At 62.9% G+C, this 20,261-nt stretch carries 26 protein-coding genes and 1 riboswitch; of the genes, 18 read left to right on the top strand and 8 right to left on the bottom strand.

What is annotated here, in order from left to right:
- Window positions 1-7 precede the first annotated feature (7 nt).
- From AC07OF_RS10355 to AC07OF_RS10270, 18 genes are all read left to right on the top strand, one after another.
- Window positions 8-1,996 carry a cytochrome D1 domain-containing protein gene (locus tag AC07OF_RS10355; protein ID WP_157192802.1) on the top strand — a complete coding sequence of 663 codons (1,989 nt, stop codon included), beginning with the start codon at window positions 8-10 and terminating at the stop codon, window positions 1,994-1,996.
- Window positions 1,997-1,998: 2 nt separating this feature from the next.
- Complete coding sequence (locus tag AC07OF_RS10350; RefSeq protein ID WP_157194748.1) at window positions 1,999-2,658, top strand: SCO family protein; 660 nt, start codon at window positions 1,999-2,001, stop codon at window positions 2,656-2,658.
- Window positions 2,655-3,329 (top strand): SCO family protein, encoded by a 675-nt coding sequence (locus AC07OF_RS10345; protein WP_476446963.1) that lies wholly within the window; start codon window positions 2,655-2,657, stop codon window positions 3,327-3,329. The genes AC07OF_RS10350 and AC07OF_RS10345 overlap by 4 nt, the downstream gene beginning before the upstream one ends.
- A gap of 5 nt (window positions 3,330-3,334) precedes the next feature.
- Window positions 3,335-4,870, top strand: a complete 1,536-nt coding sequence (locus AC07OF_RS10340) for a cytochrome c/ABC transporter substrate-binding protein (protein ID WP_495072849.1) — start codon at window positions 3,335-3,337, stop codon at window positions 4,868-4,870.
- A complete protein-coding gene (locus AC07OF_RS10335) occupies window positions 4,867-5,511 on the top strand; it encodes a SurA N-terminal domain-containing protein (RefSeq protein WP_476446965.1) in 645 nt (214 codons plus the stop codon). The genes AC07OF_RS10340 and AC07OF_RS10335 overlap by 4 nt, the downstream gene beginning before the upstream one ends.
- A gap of 229 nt (window positions 5,512-5,740) precedes the next feature.
- Window positions 5,741-6,274, top strand: a complete 534-nt coding sequence (locus tag AC07OF_RS10330) for a response regulator (RefSeq protein WP_038611340.1) — start codon at window positions 5,741-5,743, stop codon at window positions 6,272-6,274.
- A gap of 53 nt (window positions 6,275-6,327) precedes the next feature.
- Window positions 6,328-8,031, top strand: a complete 1,704-nt coding sequence (locus AC07OF_RS10325) for a GspE/PulE family protein (protein WP_476446966.1) — start codon at window positions 6,328-6,330, stop codon at window positions 8,029-8,031.
- Window positions 8,012-8,800 (top strand): hypothetical protein, encoded by a 789-nt coding sequence (locus AC07OF_RS10320; protein ID WP_157192798.1) that lies wholly within the window; start codon window positions 8,012-8,014, stop codon window positions 8,798-8,800. The genes AC07OF_RS10325 and AC07OF_RS10320 overlap by 20 nt, the downstream gene beginning before the upstream one ends.
- Before the next feature lies 1 nt (window position 8,801).
- Window positions 8,802-9,344 (top strand): PilN domain-containing protein, encoded by a 543-nt coding sequence (locus tag AC07OF_RS10315; protein WP_495072848.1) that lies wholly within the window; start codon window positions 8,802-8,804, stop codon window positions 9,342-9,344.
- Window positions 9,331-9,879, top strand: a complete 549-nt coding sequence (locus tag AC07OF_RS10310; RefSeq protein ID WP_191832618.1) for a GspMb/PilO family protein — start codon at window positions 9,331-9,333, stop codon at window positions 9,877-9,879. The genes AC07OF_RS10315 and AC07OF_RS10310 overlap by 14 nt, the downstream gene beginning before the upstream one ends.
- The gene (locus AC07OF_RS10305; protein ID WP_495072847.1) at window positions 9,879-10,379 is read left to right on the top strand and encodes a hypothetical protein; all 501 of its coding nucleotides are present in this window, start codon (window positions 9,879-9,881) and stop codon (window positions 10,377-10,379) included. The genes AC07OF_RS10310 and AC07OF_RS10305 overlap by 1 nt, the downstream gene beginning before the upstream one ends.
- Window positions 10,376-12,199 carry a secretin GspD/PilQ domain-containing protein gene (locus AC07OF_RS10300; protein WP_157192794.1) on the top strand — a complete coding sequence of 608 codons (1,824 nt, stop codon included), beginning with the start codon at window positions 10,376-10,378 and terminating at the stop codon, window positions 12,197-12,199. The genes AC07OF_RS10305 and AC07OF_RS10300 overlap by 4 nt, the downstream gene beginning before the upstream one ends.
- A gap of 3 nt (window positions 12,200-12,202) precedes the next feature.
- Complete coding sequence (locus tag AC07OF_RS10295) at window positions 12,203-12,676, top strand: type II secretion system protein (RefSeq protein WP_495072846.1); 474 nt, start codon at window positions 12,203-12,205, stop codon at window positions 12,674-12,676.
- A gap of 5 nt (window positions 12,677-12,681) precedes the next feature.
- Window positions 12,682-13,056, top strand: coding sequence for a type II secretion system protein (locus AC07OF_RS10290; protein WP_038616643.1), 375 nt, complete (start codon window positions 12,682-12,684; stop codon window positions 13,054-13,056).
- Window positions 13,031-13,561 carry a type II secretion system protein gene (locus AC07OF_RS10285; protein ID WP_495072845.1) on the top strand — a complete coding sequence of 177 codons (531 nt, stop codon included), beginning with the start codon at window positions 13,031-13,033 and terminating at the stop codon, window positions 13,559-13,561. The genes AC07OF_RS10290 and AC07OF_RS10285 overlap by 26 nt, the downstream gene beginning before the upstream one ends.
- Window positions 13,558-13,953, top strand: coding sequence for a curli production assembly/transport protein CsgE (gene csgE, locus AC07OF_RS10280; RefSeq protein ID WP_157192791.1), 396 nt, complete (start codon window positions 13,558-13,560; stop codon window positions 13,951-13,953). The genes AC07OF_RS10285 and csgE overlap by 4 nt, the downstream gene beginning before the upstream one ends.
- A complete protein-coding gene (locus tag AC07OF_RS10275) occupies window positions 13,950-14,369 on the top strand; it encodes a curli assembly protein CsgF (protein ID WP_157192790.1) in 420 nt (139 codons plus the stop codon). The genes csgE and AC07OF_RS10275 overlap by 4 nt, the downstream gene beginning before the upstream one ends.
- Before the next feature lie 27 nt (window positions 14,370-14,396).
- Window positions 14,397-15,239 carry a CsgG/HfaB family protein gene (locus AC07OF_RS10270; protein ID WP_157192789.1) on the top strand — a complete coding sequence of 281 codons (843 nt, stop codon included), beginning with the start codon at window positions 14,397-14,399 and terminating at the stop codon, window positions 15,237-15,239.
- A gap of 121 nt (window positions 15,240-15,360) precedes the next feature.
- On the opposite strand, the gene AC07OF_RS10265 is transcribed toward AC07OF_RS10270, so the two are convergent.
- The 8 genes from AC07OF_RS10265 to AC07OF_RS10230 form a co-directional block, all read right to left on the bottom strand.
- Window positions 15,361-15,606 carry a DUF1272 domain-containing protein gene (locus AC07OF_RS10265; protein ID WP_157192788.1) on the bottom strand — a complete coding sequence of 82 codons (246 nt, stop codon included), beginning with the start codon at window positions 15,604-15,606 and terminating at the stop codon, window positions 15,361-15,363.
- Between the two features lie 14 nt (window positions 15,607-15,620).
- Window positions 15,621-16,367: a precorrin-4 C(11)-methyltransferase gene (gene cobM, locus AC07OF_RS10260; RefSeq protein ID WP_157192787.1), complete on the bottom strand. Its 747-nt coding sequence runs from the start codon at window positions 16,365-16,367 to the stop codon at window positions 15,621-15,623.
- A 27-nt stretch (window positions 16,368-16,394) separates the two neighbouring features.
- Window positions 16,395-16,796, bottom strand: coding sequence for a cobalamin biosynthesis protein (locus tag AC07OF_RS10255; RefSeq protein ID WP_495072844.1), 402 nt, complete (start codon window positions 16,794-16,796; stop codon window positions 16,395-16,397).
- A 1-nt stretch (window position 16,797) separates the two neighbouring features.
- Window positions 16,798-17,490: a CbtA family protein gene (locus tag AC07OF_RS10250; RefSeq protein ID WP_495072843.1), complete on the bottom strand. Its 693-nt coding sequence runs from the start codon at window positions 17,488-17,490 to the stop codon at window positions 16,798-16,800.
- A 10-nt stretch (window positions 17,491-17,500) separates the two neighbouring features.
- The gene (locus tag AC07OF_RS10245; protein ID WP_038611292.1) at window positions 17,501-17,686 is read right to left on the bottom strand and encodes a CbtB domain-containing protein; all 186 of its coding nucleotides are present in this window, start codon (window positions 17,684-17,686) and stop codon (window positions 17,501-17,503) included.
- 121 nt (window positions 17,687-17,807) lie between these two features.
- Window positions 17,808-18,029, bottom strand: a riboswitch (cobalamin riboswitch).
- 34 nt (window positions 18,030-18,063) lie between these two features.
- Window positions 18,064-18,390, bottom strand: coding sequence for an AzlD domain-containing protein (locus AC07OF_RS10240; protein WP_476446969.1), 327 nt, complete (start codon window positions 18,388-18,390; stop codon window positions 18,064-18,066).
- Window positions 18,377-19,075, bottom strand: coding sequence for an AzlC family ABC transporter permease (locus tag AC07OF_RS10235; RefSeq protein WP_157192783.1), 699 nt, complete (start codon window positions 19,073-19,075; stop codon window positions 18,377-18,379). The genes AC07OF_RS10240 and AC07OF_RS10235 overlap by 14 nt, the downstream gene beginning before the upstream one ends.
- Entirely contained in the window at window positions 19,065-19,982 is a 918-nt protein-coding gene (locus tag AC07OF_RS10230; RefSeq protein WP_157192782.1) for a sugar phosphate isomerase/epimerase family protein, read from the bottom strand. The genes AC07OF_RS10235 and AC07OF_RS10230 overlap by 11 nt, the downstream gene beginning before the upstream one ends.
- Between the last annotated feature and the right edge of the window lie 279 nt (window positions 19,983-20,261).

Here is a 20,261-nt window from a genome sequence, read left to right as displayed (position 1 = left end):
AGAGGTCATGAACAAGAAAAATAGACCGTTGTACCTGGGCCTGATGGCAGGTTTGACTCTCATCGGCCTGGGGGTCAGTTACGAGAGCTTGTGGTGCGACCCGCGCAGCGAGTTGGGCGCCGTGGCCGAGAGCGATCCGCAGGCACTGCACCGGCTCAGCCGCGACGGTGTCACCGTCGAGTTCGAAGCCCGGCCATTGGGCAGCGATGAGGTGCTTACCGAGGGGGCGTTTGCCAGTGTGCGTTTCAAAGTCACCGACCAGAACAGTGGCCAGCCGCTGTCGGGCGTGTCCCCTGGCGCCTGGCTGGACCCGGCTCTGACCGGCGACGCCGCCAAGGACCGCAACAAAAGCTGCAAGGCACGGGTGGCGCTGTTTCTCAAAAGCAGCATCGGCGCGCGGCCGTTGCTCGACCTCAACAGCTACTTCCTGCTGGTGCTGAACAAGGATGCCAGCCTGACCGTGATCGATCCGTCGGTCTCGGTCGGCGGGGTCACCAGCACCCTGGCGCGCATCGAACTGCCTGGCGTGCCCATGGACTGGGTGGCCAGCAACGACGACAAACAGGTGTTCGTGTCGATGCCTGAGCGCGATGAAGTAGCGTTGATCGACACCGAGACCTTCCAGCGTGTGGGCAACATCGCTGCCGGCAAGCAGCCGTTGCGGGTGGCCTTGCAGCCGGACCAGCGCCTGCTGTGGGTCGGCAACAACGCCAGCGATCCGGCACACAGTGGCGTCACGGTGATTGATGTCAGCAGCCGCAAGGCCATGAAGTTCTTCGCCACCGGTAGCGGCCATCACGAGATCGCCTTCAGTGCCGACTCGCGTTACGCCTTTGTCAGCAACCGCGACAGCGGCACCCTGAGTGTGATCGATGCCAGCGAAATGCGCCTGGTGAAAACCCTCAAGGTCGGCTCGCATCCACTGTCAGTGGCCTATTCGGCGCTGTCGCAGGCGGTTTATGTGGCCGATGGACGTGACGGCAGCATCAGTGTGATCGATGCGCGCAACCATGAGCTGCGGCACCGGATCGAGGGCAAGCAGGGCCTGGGGCCGATGCGCTTCAGCAGCGACGGGCGCTTCGGCATCGTCCTCAACACCCTGGAAAGCCAGGCACTGGTGATCGACGCCAGTACCGACCGGCTGATCCACAGCCTGCCGGTGGCCGCCGAACCCTACCAGCTGACCTTTACCAAGGCCTATGCCTACATCCGCGGGCTGGCTTCGCCGAAAGTCACCATGGTCAACCTCAGCAGCCTCGGCGAGGGCCGCCAGCCGATCGTCCAGGGCTTCGAGGCCGGCGCGGCTGCACCGCGCCAGGCGGGCGACCTGCCGCTGGCGCAGGGCCTGACCGTGGCCCGTGACGAGAACTCGGTGTTCGTGGTCAACCCGGTGGACAACACTACTTACTTCTATGCCGAGGGCATGAACGCACCGATGTCCGGTTACGCCAACCGCGGCCACAATGCCCGCGCGGCCCTGGTCGTCGACCGCAGCCTGCGCGAAGTGGCGCCGGGGGTCTACAGCTCGACCATCAAACTGCCTGCTGCCGGCACCTTCGATGTGGCTTTCCTGCTCAACCAGCCGCAGATCATTCACTGCTTCAGCACCGAGGTGGCCGCTTCATCCACCGCACCGCACCGGTTGCTGCCGCAGGTGGAGTTCATGCTTGAACCCAAGGTGGTGGTGCAGGGCAGCCCGTTCACCGCGCGCTTTCGGATCGTCGAAGGCAATGGCAGCCCGCGCAACGGCATCAAGGATCTGAGTGTGCGCTACTTCCTCGCACCGTCATCACGGGCCCGTGACAGCCGCGTGCATGAGGTTGGCGATGGCGTCTATGAGGCACCGCTGGAGCTGGCCGAGGCTGGTGCCTGGTATCTGCATGTGCAGGCGCCGTCGCTGGGCAGTGCCTTTGCCGAGAAAAACTACACCAGTCTGCGGGTACTGCCTGCCGCGGCTCAACAAGCGTCCGATTCGGGATCAAGGAGTGTGCGATGAAAATGCTCGATCGCTGCAGACTGTTCAGCCTCTGCCTGTTGGCCGCCGGTTGTGGTTTCGCCCAGGCCCATGGCGGTGTCGATCACAGCGGCCATGACGACCACAGTGGCCATACCGCACCCGCCGCTCACCAGGAAAAGACCTCGGTGCGCTTTGCCGATGTCCAGCTGCTGGACCAGAACGGCATGCCGGTACGCCTGGAGAAGGACCTGGTGGCCGACCGCCTGGTCGTCATGGGCTTTATCTACACCAGTTGCACCACGGTGTGCCCGGTGGTGTCCTCGATCATGGCCAAGGTGCAAAAACAATTGGGCGGGCGGGTCGGCGATGAAGTGCAGTTGGTGTCGATCAGCGTTGACCCGCAGCGCGACGACTCCAAGCGCCTGCAGGACTACGCCAAGGCCTTCCAGGTCGGGCCGGGCTGGAGCTGGCTGACTGGCTCGCCGTACGCGGTCAATGAAACCCTCAAGGGCCTGGGCAGTTTCAGCGCCAACCTCAGCGAGCATCCGCCGCTGATTCTTGTCGGCGACGGCCGTAGCGGCAAGTGGACGCGGTTCTACGGCTTTACCGATCCGGCGCTGCTGGTCAGCGAAATCGACCGTCTCAGTGCCCGTCGGGTGCATGCCAAGCACACGGCCATCGCCCAGGAGGTGCAACCATGAGCGCCGCTACTGCACGCAAATCGCCGATGCGCTCGGTCGACTGGCTGGCACTGGTGGCCTGCCTGTGGATCTTGAGCTCGGTGGCGTTTGCCCATGAAGGGCATGCACCTCAGGCCAGCCCAAGCCCCAGTCCCAGCCCTGGCGCCAGCGCCGTCACACCGACCGCTGGCACCCATGACGCCCAGACCTACTTCACCGACAGCCTGGTACAAGACCAGAACGGCCGCACCTTGCGCTTCTACAGCGATGTGCTGAAGGACCGGGTGGTGCTGCTCAATGTCATCTTCACCCACTGCAACGATGCCTGCCCATTGATCACCCGCAAGCTGCGCGAGGTGCGCGAAGCCATGGGGGAGGAGGCGGCGAGCAAAGTGACCTTCGTTTCCTTGAGCAGCGACCCTACCAACGACACACCGCAAGTGCTCAAGGCATTCGCCGAAAAGCAGGGTGTTGACGGCCCCAACTGGCTGTTCCTGACCGGTGACAAGGCACAGATGGACCTGGTGCTGATGCGTCTTGGTCACCTGATCCCCAGCCCCGAGCAACATTCCACTCAACTGATCGCTGGCGACGTGGCCAACAAACGCTGGAGCAAGATCCGCCCCGACGCACCGCCCGTGGCTATTGCCCAGCGCCTGCAACTGCTGTCTGAACCGATGGCCGGGCGTTGAACATCATGACGAGTGCCCTGCGTACCGGGACCGTGCTGCTGATGCTGATCGCCAGCAGCCTTGCCCAGGCCCTGGAGCTGACACCGGCGGAACTGGCAGGCAAACGTTTGTACCGCGAGGGCCTGTCGAGCAGCGACGCCCAGGTGTCGGCGCGGGTCGGTGCCGCCGACATGCTGGTGCCGGCCAGCGTTGTGCCCTGTGGCAGTTGTCACGGTGCCGATGGATTGGGGCGCGCCGAGGGCGGGGTACGTCCACCGCCGCTGAACTGGCAACGCCTGGCGCTCGGACAGGGATTACGCAGCAGCAATGGCCGGACCTATCCGGCTTACACCGAGTCGAGCCTGGCACGAGCGATTCAGCAAGGCCGCGACCCGGCGGGCAACCGTCTGGATCCAGCGATGCCACGCTTCGTTTTGAGCATGGCCGACCAACGCAACCTCACGGCCTACCTCAAGCGTCTGGCCGATGAACGCGATCCGGGCGTGGAGGCGCAGACCCTGCGCCTGGGTACGTTGCTGCCGGGCGAAGGTGCCCTGGCAGGGCCTGCACGGGTGGTGGCGGCAGTGCTTGAGGACCAGATCAAGCAACTCAACCAGCAAGGCGGTATTCATGGCCGTCAGTTGCAGTTGATCAACGTCGATCCCGGGCCCGATCTGGCCAGCGCCGAGCGGGCGCTCACACAGATGCTCGAACAGGAGCAGGTGTTCGCCTTGATTGCGCCGCTGGCACCTGCGCTGGATGCGACGCTGGCCTCCCGCCTGGAGCAGGCACGCATGCCGATGATTGGTACGGCGCCGCTACCGACCGGCAGTACCCAGATCTTCGACCCGTTACCGGGGCTGGATGATCAATTGCTCAGCCTGGCCGACTATGCCCAGAGCAACCTGATGCTGCAGCAGGCCAGCACGCAGATTGTCTATGCCGACCCGGCTCAGGCGAGCTTCGCCCGGCACCTTGAGCAGCAACTGCAAAACCGCGGCTGGCGTGAGGTCAAAGCCCAGGCCCTGAGCGAGCAGGCGCCAGAGGGGCAGGCGTTGTTCTTTCTTGGCCAGGGCGAAGACTTCGCCCGCCTGACCACTCAGCTGCAACAGGTCGGTCGCACGCCCTACCTGTTTGCTGCCGCCAATCAGGTCTCCAGCCAGTTGCCGCAAGTGCCTGAGGCCTGGTCGCGGCGGGTGTTCCTGGCCTATCCCTTCGTACCCGATGACTGGACACCAACGGGGCGCCAAACGCTCAGCGACATGCGCCGACGCCAAGGGCTGGACGGCCGTCAGGGCGTTTTACAGGTCAGCACCTGGTGTGCCGTGCAACTGCTCGGTGACGCGCTCAAGCGCGTCGGCCGCGATGCCAGTCGCGAAAAGCTGATCCAGGCGCTGGAGGGCCTGCACGATGTGCAGACTGGCCTCACACCGCCCCTGAGCTTTGGTCCAGGCCGTCGCCAGGGGCTGGCCGGGGCTCATGTGGTGACCCTGGAAATGCCCGGCCCGGTGTTTTATCCGGTGGCTGCCTATCGTCCTGTCGCGGAGGTGATTGCGCCATGAAGCTGCTCACTCTATTGCTATGCCTGGTAGCGTTGCAGGTGCAGGCCCAGGAGGGACCGCCGGCAGCCCAGGTCAACGGCGTGGCGATCAGCCAGATGCGTCTGGAGCGCTATTTTACCGACTACCTGCAAGCCCAGGGCCGGGCCCTGACCAGCATACGCAACCCCAGCGTGTACAAACGCTTGCGTGAGCAGGCGCTCAATGACCTGATCGACAAGGAACTGCTCTGGCAGGAAGCCCAGCGCCAGGGCATCAAGATCAGTGACAGTGAGGTGGACGCGCAGATCGATCAATTGCGCCAGGCGCTGGGTACGGGCAAAAGCTTTGAGCAGCGCCTGGCCGATGCCGGTTTCGACAGCAACAGCTTTGCCGACTACACCCGCCATGAACTGGCTGCGCAGCAGGTATTCATGCAGGCCTCCCAGGTGCCGGAGCCCGATACGGCCGAAGTCCGCGCTTTCTACCTGGCAAATGCGAATTCTTTTCAACAGGCACAGAACCAAAGTGCTACTACCTCTGTCGAAGATGAGCAGGGGCTGGAACTGGCAAAACGTCTACTGATCGATCAGCAACAGTCGCAAGCGCGTCACGCCTTGCTGCAGCGTCTGCGTGACGCCGGGCAGGTGCAGCGACTTGACTGACGACTCATCTGCCCCCCAATGTTGGGGATACCAGTGGAGGCAAAACGCCAGCCGGCCCCCAGGATTGGGGGAGGGGCCATGGCCCATTTGCGTCTACTCTTAAAGAATCAACGACATAGCACATTGATAAGCGGTGTCTCGGGTCTGGCACGAAGCATGCGTAAGCCTATACAAGGTCGCACTTCGCCAGACCGGGAAACCGGGCCTGTGGTGCTTGAAGGAGTCGATCTTGGTTAACACAGTATTGGTAGTCGATGACGAACAGACCCTTGCGGGCAATATCCAGGCTTACCTGGATGCGCAAGGCCTGAACGTCCATGTTGCCTACGACGGAGTCAGTGCCATCGGTGAAGCCGAGCGCACCCAGCCCGACGTGATAGTGCTCGATTATCGCTTGCCCGACATGGAGGGGTTTCAGGTACTGGAGGCTGTGCGCAAGAACAGGAACTGTCATTTCGTGCTGATCACTGCCCACCCGACCGCCGAGGTCCGTGAGCGTGCCAACCAGCTGGGCGTCAGTCATATCCTGTTCAAGCCTTTTCCGCTGGCGGAACTGGCCCGTGCAGTCAACGACCTGATGGGCATCAAGCGAGAGACCGGGAGCGAGGGCAACACGGACACAGGGTTCGTCGAACGGCGCCAGAGCAGGAGTGAGAGTTTCCCCCTGCAGTTGTTCGACGGTAGTTGGGTCCTGGCAGATCGCCGACGTAAAGGCGAGAGGCAGGCGGAACCAGACGACGATCAACTGCTCACCGGGGAATAACGCGCGAGCAAACCTGAACATGGCTTGCCGCGCCCCGCGCTGGAGAGCAAGTCATGGAAACCGTGTCGCTCGCTGTTGTCTCCACCCAGGAATGCGTCCCCGCAGCCCTCGGGCGTGAATTGCTGGCCCAGGCACGCGCCACCGCCGAACAGAGCGCAGAGCGCCTGCTCGATACCCTGCAACGTTTGAGTGGCCTGAGCCCTGCCGAGTTTGTCTGCCGTCTGGGCGCCACCCTGCATTACCCCGTACTGGACAGCCAGGCGCTGTTCGCCGCCACGCCGCTGTTCGACCGGGTCAGCCTGGCCCAGTGCCTGAAGCGCGAATTCCTCTTCCTCGAACATGACGGCCAGGCCCTGGGCGTGTTCGCCGACCCCTTCGACACTGCACGCCTGGCCTGGATCGATGACTGCCTGCAAGGTGCACCGCTGTACCTGGTCGAGGCCGCCGACCTGGCCGGCTTCCTTGCCCGTCACGAAGAAAGCTTTAACGCCGTCGATTCGCTGGACACCGAAAGCGAGGCCGTCAACGAACTCGACACCCTGCAAAGCCTGTCGCTGGCCAGCATCAGCGAAGACCAGAGCCGGGTGGTCAAGCTGGTCAACTCGACCCTCTATGACGCCCTGAAGATGCACGCCAGCGACATCCACCTGGGGGTGACCGGCACTGGCCTGGTGATCAAATACCGCATCGACGGTGTGCTCAACAGCATCAGCAAGGTCAGCGGCAGCGAGTTCGCCGAACAGGTGATCTCGCGGATCAAGGTCATGGCCGAGCTGGACATCGGTGAGAAGCGCGTCCCTCAGGACGGTCGCTTCAAGATCGGTATCAGCGCCCGCCAGATCGACTTTCGTGTATCGATCATGCCGAGCATTTTCGGCGAAGACGCGGTGCTGCGGGTGCTCGACAAACAGGACCTGGCCGATCGCGTCAGCGGCGTCCAGCTGCAAGCCCTGGGCTTTGAGGATCAGACCCTGCGCAGCCTGCGCCGCCTGGCCAACGAGCCCTACGGCATGATCCTGGTCACCGGCCCCACCGGCAGCGGCAAGACCACCACCCTCTACGCCATGATCAGCGAGATCAACCATGGCGTGGACAAGATCATCACCATCGAAGACCCGGTTGAATATCAACTGCCGGGGGTGCTGCAGATTCCGGTCAACGAGAAAAAAGGCCTGACCTTCGCCCGCGGCCTGCGCTCGATCCTGCGCCATGACCCGGACAAGATCATGGTCGGCGAGATCCGCGACCCGGACACCGCACAGATCGCTGTGCAGTCGGCACTGACCGGGCACCTGGTGTTCACCACCATCCACGCCAACAACGTCTTCGATGTGATCGGCCGCTTCAGCCAGATGCAGGTCGACCCCTACAGCTTCGTCTCCGCCCTCAACGCGGTGCTGGCCCAGCGCCTGATTCGTCTGGTCTGCCCACACTGCGCCAGCCCCCACCAGCCCAGTGATGAAGAGCTCAGCCTTTCCGGCCTGGAAGCGGGGCAGGTGGACCACTACCGGTTCGTCCACGGCAGCGGTTGCGGCCAGTGCCGCGGCAGCGGTTATCGCGGACGTACGGCGATTGCCGAACTGCTGCACCTGGACGATGAACTGCGGCAAATGATTGTTGAACGTCGGCCCCTGGCGCAGATCAGGGCCCTGGCCTGTCAACGCGGCCTGCGCCTGCTGCGCAGCTCGGCACTGGAACTGGTGCGCGATGGCCGGACCACTCTGGAGGAGATCAATCGTGTCACATTTGTCGCCTGATCGTTTTATCGCCGTGCTCGGCGCCCAGGGGGTCGGCTTGTGCCAACGCCTGGGAACGGAACAACACTGGCTGGGCAGCCTGGGCTTTATCGCCGAACGCAGCCAGGCCGCCACCCTGGCCCTGGATACACTGCGCAACCTGCTGGCTGACCATTCGTGCAAGGGCGGCGAACTGCAGCTGTTGCTGTCGGCGCAGTACTGCCGCTTCTGCCTGGTGCCCTGGAGCGCTGCCATCGGCCGCCCTGATGAGCTGCACCACTACGCCCGTGCCTGCTTCGAGGCCCACTACGGGCAGAGCCTGGACGGCTGGCGTCTGGTGGTGTCGCCGGAGGCCGCCGGCGCTGCGCGGATCGCCACGGCGGTGCCGGAAGCGTTGTTGCAACGGCTGCATGAGCACTGCCGTGAGCTTGGTTTGCGCCTGCGCTCGGTACGTCCGTATCTGATGGCGGCCTACAACCGCTTTGCCGAACAACTGGGGCAGAGCGACTTCCTCTTCGTGCTCGCCGAGCCTCAGCGCACCGTGTGCCTGCTGGCCCAGAACGGTGTCTGGCAACAGATCAGTACCCAGGGTGGCTGTGACAGTGACGCCGCCCTGCAAGCACTGATCGCCCGCCAGTGCGAGCTCAATGCCCAGGACCGCGAACTGCCGGTGTTCCTGCATGCGCCGGGCCGTCAGGAACAACCGCCGGCACTGGACGGTGTGCACTTGTGCGAGCTGGGCGGCGACACAGCCGATGTGCTGTGCCGCATGACCCGGGCGGTGGCCTGAAATGCGCCGCCTGGAGCTGGACTTTCAGCCACGGCGCACGGCGCTCTCGGCCTGGGTGCTGCTGGCGGCCGGTGTCGGCCTGCTGGCTGGCGCCCTGGCCCTGGCACAAGGTTTCGGCCAGCAGCAGGCGGCGCTCGATCAACAACTGGAGGCGTTCGAGCGGCAACTGGGCAAGCGCCCTGAGCACGTTGCGTCGCTGACCCCGGCGCAGAGCCGCGAGCAAGCCGAGAAGCTGGCGCAGATGCGCAGTGTCTCGCAGCAACTGCAGCGGCCCTGGGAACGCCTGTTCGACATGCTTGAAGCCCTGCCGCAGGACGACGTGGCGCTACTGACCCTGACCCCCGATGCACGTAAGGGCCAGGTCCGCATCAGCGCCGAGGCCCGCGACCTGGAAGCCATGCTGACCTTCCACAAGCGCCTGGAAGCCAGCGGCGAGCTGCGCGATGTGTCGTTGCTCAATCACGAAATCATGGCCAAGCAGGCCGAGCATCCTGTGCAGTTCAACCTGTCCGCCACCTGGGAGATCGGCAATGCGCATCCATAGCCTGATTCTTCATGAGCGTGCACGGCAGCTGGGTGTGGTTGGCCTGGCGGGCGGTGCGCTGGTCCTGCTGGCCTTGCTGTATGGCGCGGCGGTGCTGCTGCCGCAATGGCAACAGTTGCAACAGCAGCAGCTGCGTAGCGAAGACGCCCAGGCGCAGTTGCAGCAGTTCAAACGTGGTGACCTGAAACTGCCGCAGGTGCCTCAGCGTGAACTGGAAGACTTCCACAAACAGCTGCCGGCCCAGCCTCAGGCCACCGTGGCCATCGACCGCATCTACAGCCTGGCCAAGGCCGAACGGATCAGCCTGGCCCGCGGCGAGTACGCCCTGGGCGTCGACCCGAAAACCCAGCTGGCGCGCTACCAGATTCTCTTGCCGGTACGCGGCAGCTACCCGCAGATCCGCCGCTTCGTGCATGCCTTGCTCGGCCAGTTGCCGGCCCTGGTGCTTGAAGACGTCGACCTGCAGCGCAAGAAGATCGGCGACAGCGAGCTGACAGGTCGCCTGCGTATGACCCTTTATCTGTCGAGGTCATGATGAATACTCAACGCCGTCTGGCCTGGCTGGCCTTTCTCGGAGCTGCCGCCGTACTGGCCTGGGCACCGGGATACTTCTTCGACGACGAGTCGGCCGACAGCCAAACCGCAGTCGCCGCCGCCGACAAGACCTCGGTCGCTGCCAGCGAAGCCGCTGCCCAGGCGGCCAAGCCTGCGGCACTCAAGCTGCGCGACCTGTTCCCGAGCAAGAGCTGGAAGCCGGCGGCACAGATGGCCACGGTCACCGAACAACCCGTTGCCGTCGCGCCAGTGGCCTTGCCTCCAGCCGCACCGGCGCTGCCTTTTCAGTTTGTTGGCCGTCTGGACGATCGCGACGATCAACAAGTGTTCCTGCAAAGCGGCGAGAAACTCTACGTCGTGCGCCGCGGCGACGTGATTGATGACATTTACCGGATCGAGCACATCTCCGCCACGGAGCTGAGCCTGGTCTACCTGCCGTTGCACTTGTCCCAGACATTGTCTGTAGGGAGCGCACCATGATTTCGTCCAGGCACTGCAACAAGGCGCCATACCTGATGCTTGCACTTTGCGTTGCCCTGGCCGGTTGCGGCACCAGTGGCGTGCGCAAGGATGGCCAGGCGTTGATCGCGGAAGGGCAATACGAAGCAGGTATCTCCATGCTTGAGGAGGCACTCAAGGAGAATCCACGCGACACCGAGCTGAACATCGCCGTGATCCAGGGCCGTCGTCAGTCGGTTGAAGCGTTGTTGACCCAGGCCGACAGCGACCGCAGCCGCCATGACTTTCAGGGCGCGCGGATGGGCTATGGGCGGGTGCTGACCCTGGAACCCAACAACCGCCGCGCCCAGGAAGCGGTACGCCAGATCGAACAGATCGGCAACATCAATGAGCGCGTGGCCCTCGGCCAGGCGGCGTTGCGTCAAGGCGATCTGTTCGGCGCCGAGCGGCACATGCGCGAAGTGCTCCTGCTCGATCCGCAGAACCAGGATGGCCTGGCCCTGCGCAAGGACATCGAGCTGGTACAGAGCCGCACCGCGCAGCCCAACCCGCAACTGCGGACCAAGATGGAACGCCCGGTAACCCTGGAGTTTCGTGACGCCAACCTGAAAACCATCTTCGAGGTGCTGTCGCAGGTGGCCGGGCTCAACTTCATCTTCGACAAGGACATGCGTCCGGACATGAAGGCCACCATCTTCGTGCGCGATGTGCGCATTGAAGATGCCGTGGCGCTGTTGCTGGAGCAGAACCAGCTGCACCAGAAAGTGGTGAACGACAACACCTTGCTGATCTACCCGGACTCGCCGCAGAAGACCAAGGATTACCAGGAACTGGTGATGCGCACCTTCTACCTGACCAGTATCGATTCCAACACCGCGCTGAACTTGGTCAAGACCATGCTCAAGACCCGCGACGTGTTCGTCGATGAGCGCCTCAATACCCTGACCATGCGCGATACCCCCGACGCCGTGCGCATGGCTGAGAAACTGCTGCAGTCGCAGGATCAGTCCAACCCGGAAGTGGTGCTGGAAGTGGAAGTGATGGAGGTGGCCCGCTCGCGGATCCTCGAGCTTGGCCTGCAGTGGCCCAACACGTTCGGGGTGCTCACCGAAGACGGCAAGTCCGTGGAAACCCTCGATCAATTGCGCGGTATCGACTCCTCACGGATCACTATCTCGCCATCGCCGCAGGCCAAGATCAACGCCCAGGACAACGACATCAACACCCTGGCCAGCCCGGTGATCCGCGTCAGCAACCGCGAGCAGGCGCGTATCCACATCGGTCAGCGGGTGCCGATCGTCAGCGCCACGTCGGTCCCTTCGACGCAAGGACCGGTGATCACCGAGAGCATCACCTACCTGGATGTCGGTCTCAAACTCGAAGTCACCCCGGTGGTGCACCTGAACAACGAAGTGGCGATCAAGGTATCCCTGGAAGTCAGCAACGCCAAGCCACTGGAACCGACTCGCCAGGGCACCATTCCGGTTCAGGTCGACACCCGCAACGCCCAGACCAGCCTGCGTCTGCATGACGGCGAAACCCAGGTGCTGGCGGGGCTGGTACGCAATGACGACGGTGCCAGCGGCAACAAGATTCCGTTGCTCGGCGACATCCCCGGGCTGGGACGGCTGTTTGGCAGCAACCGTAATGACAAGAGCCAGTCGGAGCTGGTGCTGTCGATTACCCCGCGCATCGTGCGCAACCTGCCGTACCAGAGCCCGTCGGACATGGAGTTCCCATCCGGCACCGAAACCAGCATGCAGATCCGCAACCTCAATCGCCCGATCGAGGTCGACGACGAGCAGCCGCTGGCCGCTGCGCCTACCGCGGTGAGGCCTTAAATCATGAAACGCTCGATGGCAGGTTTCAGCCTGATCGAAGTGATGCTGACCCTGGCGCTGCTCGGGTTGCTCGCCTCGATTGCCGCACCACTGACCGAAACCCTGGTACGCCGGGGCAAGGAGCAGGAGCTGAAAACCGCGCTGTATCAGATCCGCGATGCCATCGACGCCTACAAACGCGCCTTCGACGCCGGCTACATCGAGAAATCGCTGAATGCCACAGGTTACCCACCCAGCCTGCAGGTGCTGGTGGAAGGTGTGCGCGATGTGCGTAGCGCCAAAGGTGCCAAGTTCTATTTCCTGCGGCGCATCCCCCACGACCCGTTGCTCAGCCACAAAAAAGACGACGAAGGGGGTTGGGGGCTGCGTGCTTACGACAGTTCGGCGCAAAGCCCGCGTGAAGGGGAGGACGTCTTCGACGTTTACTCCAAGGCACCGGGCAAGGGCCTTAACGGCATCGCCTACGGACAATGGTGACCAGCATGCGACGCAACCAAGGCTTTACCCTGATCGAGTTGCTGGTGGTGATGGCGATCATCGCCACGCTGATGACCATTGCCATGCCGCGCTACTTCCAGAGCCTGGAAACCTCGCGCGAGGCCACCCTGCGTCAAAGCCTGGCGGTGATGCGCGAAGCCCTGGATCACTACTACGGCGACACCGGGCGATATCCCGAGTCGCTGGAGCAACTGGTCGAACAGCGCTACCTGCGCAACGCCCCGCTGGACCCGATCACCGAGCGCCGTGACGGCTGGCAGGTGGTAGCGCCGCCGGAAGGTGTGGGCGGTTCGGTGGCTGATATCAAGAGCGGTGCAACCGGGAGGGCGCGTGATGGCAGCTTATATGCCGAGTGGTAGCGCCGCCGAGGCGGGCTTCACTTACCTGGGAGTGCTGTTGCTGATTGCTGTGACCGGCATCGCGCTGGGCTCGACCGTCACCCTGTGGTCGACCCAGGCCCTGCGCGAACGTGAACGCGACCTGCTCTGGGTCGGCACCCAGTATGCCCAGGCGCTGCGCAGCTACTATCGCGATTCGCCAGGCCTGGCCCAGTACCCACAGACCCTGGACGAGCTGCTTGAGGACCCGCGCTATCCCAACCTCAAGCGCCACCTGCGCCGCCTGTACCCCGATCCGGTCACTGGCAGCGACGACTGGGGATTGCTGCGCTCCATCGACGGGCGTATCACCGGGGTGTACAGCCAGTCTGATCTGACGCCGCTGAAACAGACCGGCTTTGCCGCTCAGTGGTCGGACTTCGAAGGCCTGGAACACTATTCCGACTGGCAGTTCGTGGCTGAGAAAGCCTTCTCCGAATCCGCCGCCGGTGGTCGCAAGGGCCTGACCCAGGGAGCAGGGCAATGAACCGCCAACTGACCGCCTGCGCCCTGGCTCTGGTGCTGCTGGCCGGCACTGCCCGGGGCGGCGCCGAGGACGAGATGATGGGCTTTATCGTCGACAACACCATCTCGCACATCGGCCACGACTTCTATTACAGCTTTGCCGAGCGGCTGCGTGCCACCAGCCGTCTGGATTTCAACCTGGTGGTACGGGAACGGCCGGACGCACGCTGGGGCAGCCTGGTAACGGTCGAGTACGAGCAACGTGTGATCTACCGGCGCTTTCTGCCACCCAACACCACAGAGCTGAAGGACGCCGCTTATGAGGCGGCTGACCTGGTCAAGGAGCAGATCATCCAGCGCAAGCTGCAGATGCTGCTGCAGGACACCACCGATCTTGAGAGGGACGAGCTATGAATAACAACAATACCCGCCGGCTGGCCTCCCTGGTCCTGCTGACTGCCCTGGGCAGCCAGGCCGGTGCCACCGAACTTGTGTACACCCCCATCAACCCCGCGTTTGGCGGCAACCCGTTGAACGGCACCTGGTTGCTCAACAACGCCCAGGCACAGAACGACCACGAAGACCCGGCGATCAAGGACCGTGCCTCGGCACTGGCGGGCACTTCGGCCCTGGAGCGCTTCACCAGCCAGCTCGAGTCGCGGCTGCTGTCGCAATTGCTCAACAACATCAATAACGGCACCACCGGCAGCCTGCAGACAGACGCCTTCATTATCAACGTGCTCGATGATTCCGGGGCCTTGACCATCGAGATCACCGACCGTGCAACAGGCGAAATTTCAGAAGTTCTGGTGAACGGCCTGAACCCTTGAAGGGGCGGGTAATGGGGAGTGACAATCATGAAAAGAATTCTGACCGCACTGCTGATCTTTGCCGTCCTGCAAGGCTGCAACCTGCGCAAACCGATGCCGGCCGAGCAGGACGGCGAAAGCCCGACGCTGACCCCGCGGGCTTCGACCTACTACGACCTGCTCAACATGCCGCGGCCCAAAGGCCGGCTGATGGCGGTGGTGTATGGTTTCCGCGACCAGACCGGGCAATACAAGCCAACCCCGGCCAGCTCGTTCTCGACCAGCGTCACCCAGGGCGCGGCGAGCATGCTGATGGACGCCCTGCAGGCCAGCGGCTGGTTTGTGGTGCTGGAGCGCGAAGGGCTGCAGAACCTGCTGACCGAGCGCAAGATCATCCGTGCGTCGCAGAAAAAACCGGACACGCCGGTGAACATCCAGGGCGAATTGCCACCGCTGCAGGCGGCCAACCTGATGCTTGAAGGCGGTATCATCGCCTACGACACCAACGTGCGCAGTGGTGGCGAGGGGGCGCGCTACCTGGGTATCGATATCTCCCGCGAGTACCGGGTCGATCAGGTGTCGGTCAACCTGCGGGCCGTGGATGTGCGCAGCGGTCAGGTGCTGGCCAACGTGATGACCAGCAAGACCATCTACTCGGTCGGCCGCAGTGCCGGGGTGTTCAAGTTCATCGAGTTCAAGAAACTGCTTGAAGCCGAGGTCGGCTACACCACCAACGAACCGGCGCAGCTGTGTGTGCTGTCGGCCATCGAATCGGCGGTGGGGCATCTGCTGGCCCAAGGTATCGAGCGGCGCTTGTGGCAGGTGGCGGGCGATAGCAGCGGCGACAATGCGACCCTGGACAAGTACCTGAGCCAAAATCAAAACCCATGAGGTCTGCGTTGCACCCCATCGCCGGCAAGGCCGGCTCCCACAACGTTCTGGTGCACACCGATCCTGTGGGAGCTGGCATTGCCAGCGATGCAAGGCGCAAGCCTTGCCAAATACAGCCAACCTAGTGCGTTGCGCAGCCTTGTTCCTTGACGATCCGCGTGGTCGACGCCGGATACTTCGCCAGCTTCGCCGCCGCCCGTGGCGGTCGCTTCACCAGCTCACCACCACAGTTGGGGCACTGGCCCTTGAGTTGACGCTCATTGCAGTCCTTGCAAAACGTGCATTCGAACGAGCAGATCAGTGCATCCTGGCTGTCGCCGGGCAGGTCACCGCCGCAGCATTCACAGTTGGGGCGCAATTCGAGCATGGTCAGGTCCTCTGTCAGGGGCGATAGAGATGGGCATGGCTGGCGCGGTACAGCGCCGACTCGGAAAAGCTGTCACTGGCCAGTACCCGGCCGACCAGGATCAGTGCGGTACGGCGAAAACCCTTGGCCTGTACCTGTTGGACAATACCATCAAGGGTATCGAGCACCCAGTCCTGGTCCGGCCAGGTAGCGCGATGGACCACCGCAATTGGGCAATCCCCGCCGTAATGCGGGCGCAGTTCCTCGACGATCTTCTGCAGATGCTTGACCCCCAGGTGAATCGCCAGGGTGCTGCGATGGCGGGCGAGGTCGGCCAGTTGCTCACCTGCGGGCATTGGCGATTTGTCGCCGTAGCGGGTGAGAATCACGGTCTGGGCGATGTCCGGCAGCGTCAGTTCGCAGCCGAGCAGGGCGGCGCTGGCGGCCACGGCGGTAACACCCGGGATGATCTCGTAGGGAATACCCAGTTCGCGCAGGTAGCGGATCTGTTCACCGATGGCGCCGTACAGGCTGGGGTCGCCGCTGTGGACCCGGGCCACATCCTGGCCCCGCTCGTGCGCCTGCTTGATTGCCTCGATGATCTCGGCCAGATGCAGCTCGGCACTGTTGATGACTGTCTCGGCGCGATGCCCTTCGAGCACCGCCGCCGGTACCAGGGAGCCGGCATAGATGATTACCGGGCAGCGATGGATCAGGCGCTGGCCCTTGACGGTGATCAGCTCGGGATCGCCGGGGCCGGCACCGATGAAATAGACGGTCATGCGGAGTCCTTGAAGAGAAAGCGCGGATTATCCGCCAAAGCCTGTGGTTGTAGCCAATGCCAGGCTGGCGTCGGCCAGCAGGGTACGGGTAACGCGCAGCTGTGCCGGGCCTGCGAGGTGTTCGGCCAGTGCCAGCGCCGCGCTTTCGGCGACGCCATAGCAACCGCTGTGCTGGTAGGCGACGGCCGAGCGATGGCTCAGGCGCGGCTCGAAGGCGGCCAGTTGTGTGGCGGAAAAAAATAGCAGAGGCACCTTGAGGCGCCGGGCCAGTTGTTGCAGCCCGGGTTCATCGTGCTTGAGGTCGATACTGGCAAGGCCCGTGACTGCGCTCAGCGGCAAGTCGTGGGCCTTGAGGGTCTGTTCCAGCAGGTGGCCCAGGGTGTCGGCGGGGCAACCCCGTCGGCAACCCAGGCCGACGAACACTTGCATGTCAGGCCTGGTTCGGGCGACGGAACAGCCAGGCACTGATCAGGCCCAGGGCCAACCAGAACGCGGCGTTGGTCACTAGGGAAGCGATCTTGAACTCGGCTTCCAGCGCTTCTGGGGCAAGCATTTCGTGCACTTCAGGTTGTGGTGCACCAATCACATGAGGTACCACCAGCAGTACCACGCCCAGCGTTTTAAGCAGCCAGTTGTGGGCGAACACGATCAAGCCAAGCCCGACGGCGGTGGCCGCTGCGGTACCTACCCACCAGGTCTGGCGCTGGGCCAGATCGGCTGCGGCGGTACCTGGCAGTTCTGGTGGCAGGCCCAGAGTAGGTGCCAGGCAGAATACGGCAAAGCCACCCAGGCCCCACAGTGCGCCACTGACCACGCTGTTTGGCGCGCGCAGGGTATACAGCGCAGCGAGGATCAGGGCAAAGCCGACGGCGACCACCAGGTTACCGCCCGTGGTCGACAGTACCCGCTGCCAGCCGTCCTCCGGTGCCCAGGCTTCGCTGTCGTGGTGGTGATCGGCAGCCACACCAGGGGCGTGTTCATGCGCTTCAACCGCAGGCGCTGCGCTTTCATAGGTTTCCGCCTGGAGAATCAGCGGCGCGACCCAGAAGCTTTGCAGCAGGGTCAACAGCAGGGCGGCCAGCAGGCCGGCAAACCCTGCGGTACTGGCAATACGCTTGATCATCGCAGGGCACTCAGTGGCAAGGGAAGGCGGCGCTGTGGCGGGTATCGTGGGCGGCATTGTGCACCGCTTCGATGTGCGAGAAACCGGCGAAGTAGACCAGGCACAGGCCCAGCAGCGAGGCACCGACGGCAACCAGCAGACGCTGACTGAGGCTTGACGGGGTAACGGCGGAGTGACTGGCGGTACTGATAGGCATGGCGCTTTCCTCTTGGTGTTGTTCGGCAACAGGCAAGCGCAAGAAACCCCTGCACGGAACTCGCCCAGGGGTTGCAACAGCGCCCGCCCACCGCGGGTTTGTCAGGTTCAGCAGCGCATTCGCGCACTGTAAGTTGCGGGCCGGTCTCCGGGCTCGCGAGGGGTTGGCCTTAACCGACCTGCAAGCATCACCTTCCCATGCCGCACTGGCACAGTGGATCTGACGCTTCACTCGCTTACCGTTGCGGGGGCAGCACCGGACTGACATGGCTTTAGAGTAAAGCACATGGTTCACCGGCTTCCCGTTTCACCCTGTGAAGGGCACCCGTAACAATCTGTGTAGGAGAGCATGGGCGCAGGACTTGAGTCAATCGACGACTAACGCATTGCTAGCAGAACGTACACGCCCAGCGCGATGAGAAAGGCGTAGTAGGACTTGAGCCGCATGCGGCTCAGTAGCCAGGCCAGGGCCACAGGCCAGATCCACAGCGTCGACGGGGTCTGCTGACTGGCCAGCGGATAAAGTGATCCCGCCAGCAGACTGATCAGCATCGCAACCGAGGTGTACTTACCGAGGCGGTCGATGAAGGCGCGAACGCCGCTGGGCAGCCGCTCGATTTCCACCGCCAGCGGCAACAGCCGGCAGACGGCCGATACCAGCGCGCAGATCAGCACATACAGCCAGAACGTATTAGGTTCGGTCATAGGCATAACTCGCCACCATGGTAACGGCGAGGACCAGCATCAGACTGATCTGCCCCAGCCACAGCAGACTCGCGGCAGTGGTCAGCCCGGCGATCCATTGGGCGTGGAAGCTGTGGCGCTCGCGGGCCATCTTGCCCAGCGAGGCGCTGATGAAGATCGCGATCACTACGCTGACATCATCCATCAGCGCACTGCCGGCCAGACTGGCGAAGCAATAACCGGCCATGGTGCCAAGTACCGCGGCGGCGTACAGCGTGAAGCACACAGTGTTCGCGTAGAGGCGGCTGATCGGCTGCTGTTCCTTGCGTATCGACATGAGGGTGAAGGCCGCATTGGCCATCACCGCCAGTGCCGGAATGAACGCTGCTTTTGCACCTTTGAGGCTGGACTTCAGGCTCAGGGTGAAGATCAGAAACCGCAGATTGATGCTCAGCGCCGATACCAGAACGCCAAACGCGTTCAACAGATGCGCGGGTGTCTCCAGCAAAGTGAGCTGCAGCGGCGAGGCCATCACCGTGCCGCTGAACACCACCATCGCCGGTAGATCCAGGCCATGGCGCCGCCCGAGCATGCCGATCAGGGTGAACGTCAGCAATAGTGAGAACACGAACGGCAACGCATCGCGGATGCCAGACGCAATCTCGCTGTGTGGCGCAAGTTCGAGTCGTGCAGGCTCAACCGGCATGGATGTTTTGCTGAACGCTGGCGCGCAGATGTTGCATGCCGGCTTGGTAGGCTAAGGCTTTTTCCAGGTAGTACGCGGTGGAGAAGCGCGGAATGAACTCTTCTACCACTGCCACACCGCGATAGCCGTTGAGCGCGAAGCGGTTCAATACATCGCTCAAGGGCAAATTGCCTTCGCCAATTGGCAAGTGCTGGTGGTGGGTGTCGTTGAGGTCGGCAATGTGCAGGTGGCGGGTGACCGGCGCCAGTGTCGCGATGGCCTCAAACAGGCTCTGTCCATAAGGCAGCAAGGAACATAAATGGGTTACATCGATGGTCACGTAGCAGCCGGTCTGCTGATGGAAGTACACATGCTCTTCGACTGTGAACACCGGAAACTTCGGACGCTGGCCCCCCATGTTCTCCAGACACAGCGCCATATCCCCTGTGTCACAACGCGCCGTGACCTGTTTGATGGCCTCGATCAGGTTCGTCATCAGCACGTCGTTGTCCAACTGGTCCTTGTAGCCGGGATGAAATGTGACGCTGGTCGCGCCGGCTTGACGGGAAAAGTCCACCGCCGCGCTCAAACACTCCACTGCTTGTGCACGCTCATCCAGATTACTGGCGCAGAGGTTGTACTGACGCCCCCACCAACCAGCATGAACCGTCAGGGTGATCTCATTTTGCTCGGTAAACTGACGGATCTGCCGGGCCAGCGTCTGTCGTCCATCGTTGCTCAAGGACCAGAACACAGCTTCGGCGTCTTCACCGATTTCGAACTCGACCGCCTTGAAGTGCCTGGCCAGGTCGGTGATCGAGCCAAGAATGTCCGCGGGGTTGTCGTATACATTTGTGGAAAAGGAGATCTGCGGGAAATCCGCACTGATCGGGCCATCGATGTGATACAGGGTCTCTTTCGTGGTCATTGCGCCTGTCCTTGGGTGTTGAACAATGGATGGGAGATGGCGGCGTTGAAGGCTTTTCGGTTGTCATCGGCGCCACAGGCCAGCAATACATAACCGTGCCGGTCGCAAGAGCGGTGGATGGGCTGCGGTTTTGTCCAAGTGTGCGAGCGGTCTCGGACAATACATTCTCATTGGCGGTCAGGGATAATGTGGAAGTCCGTCGTGCGCGTGCCTGCTCAAACTGCTCGATAATGTAGTTTTGTATATTGAGAGTGGCGGCAGGAAGTGCGTGAGTGGAAT

It is taken from the genome of Pseudomonas sp. GW821-FHT10B02 (assembly GCF_059415665.1).
This window is presented reverse-complemented; position numbering and strand designations above follow the sequence as displayed.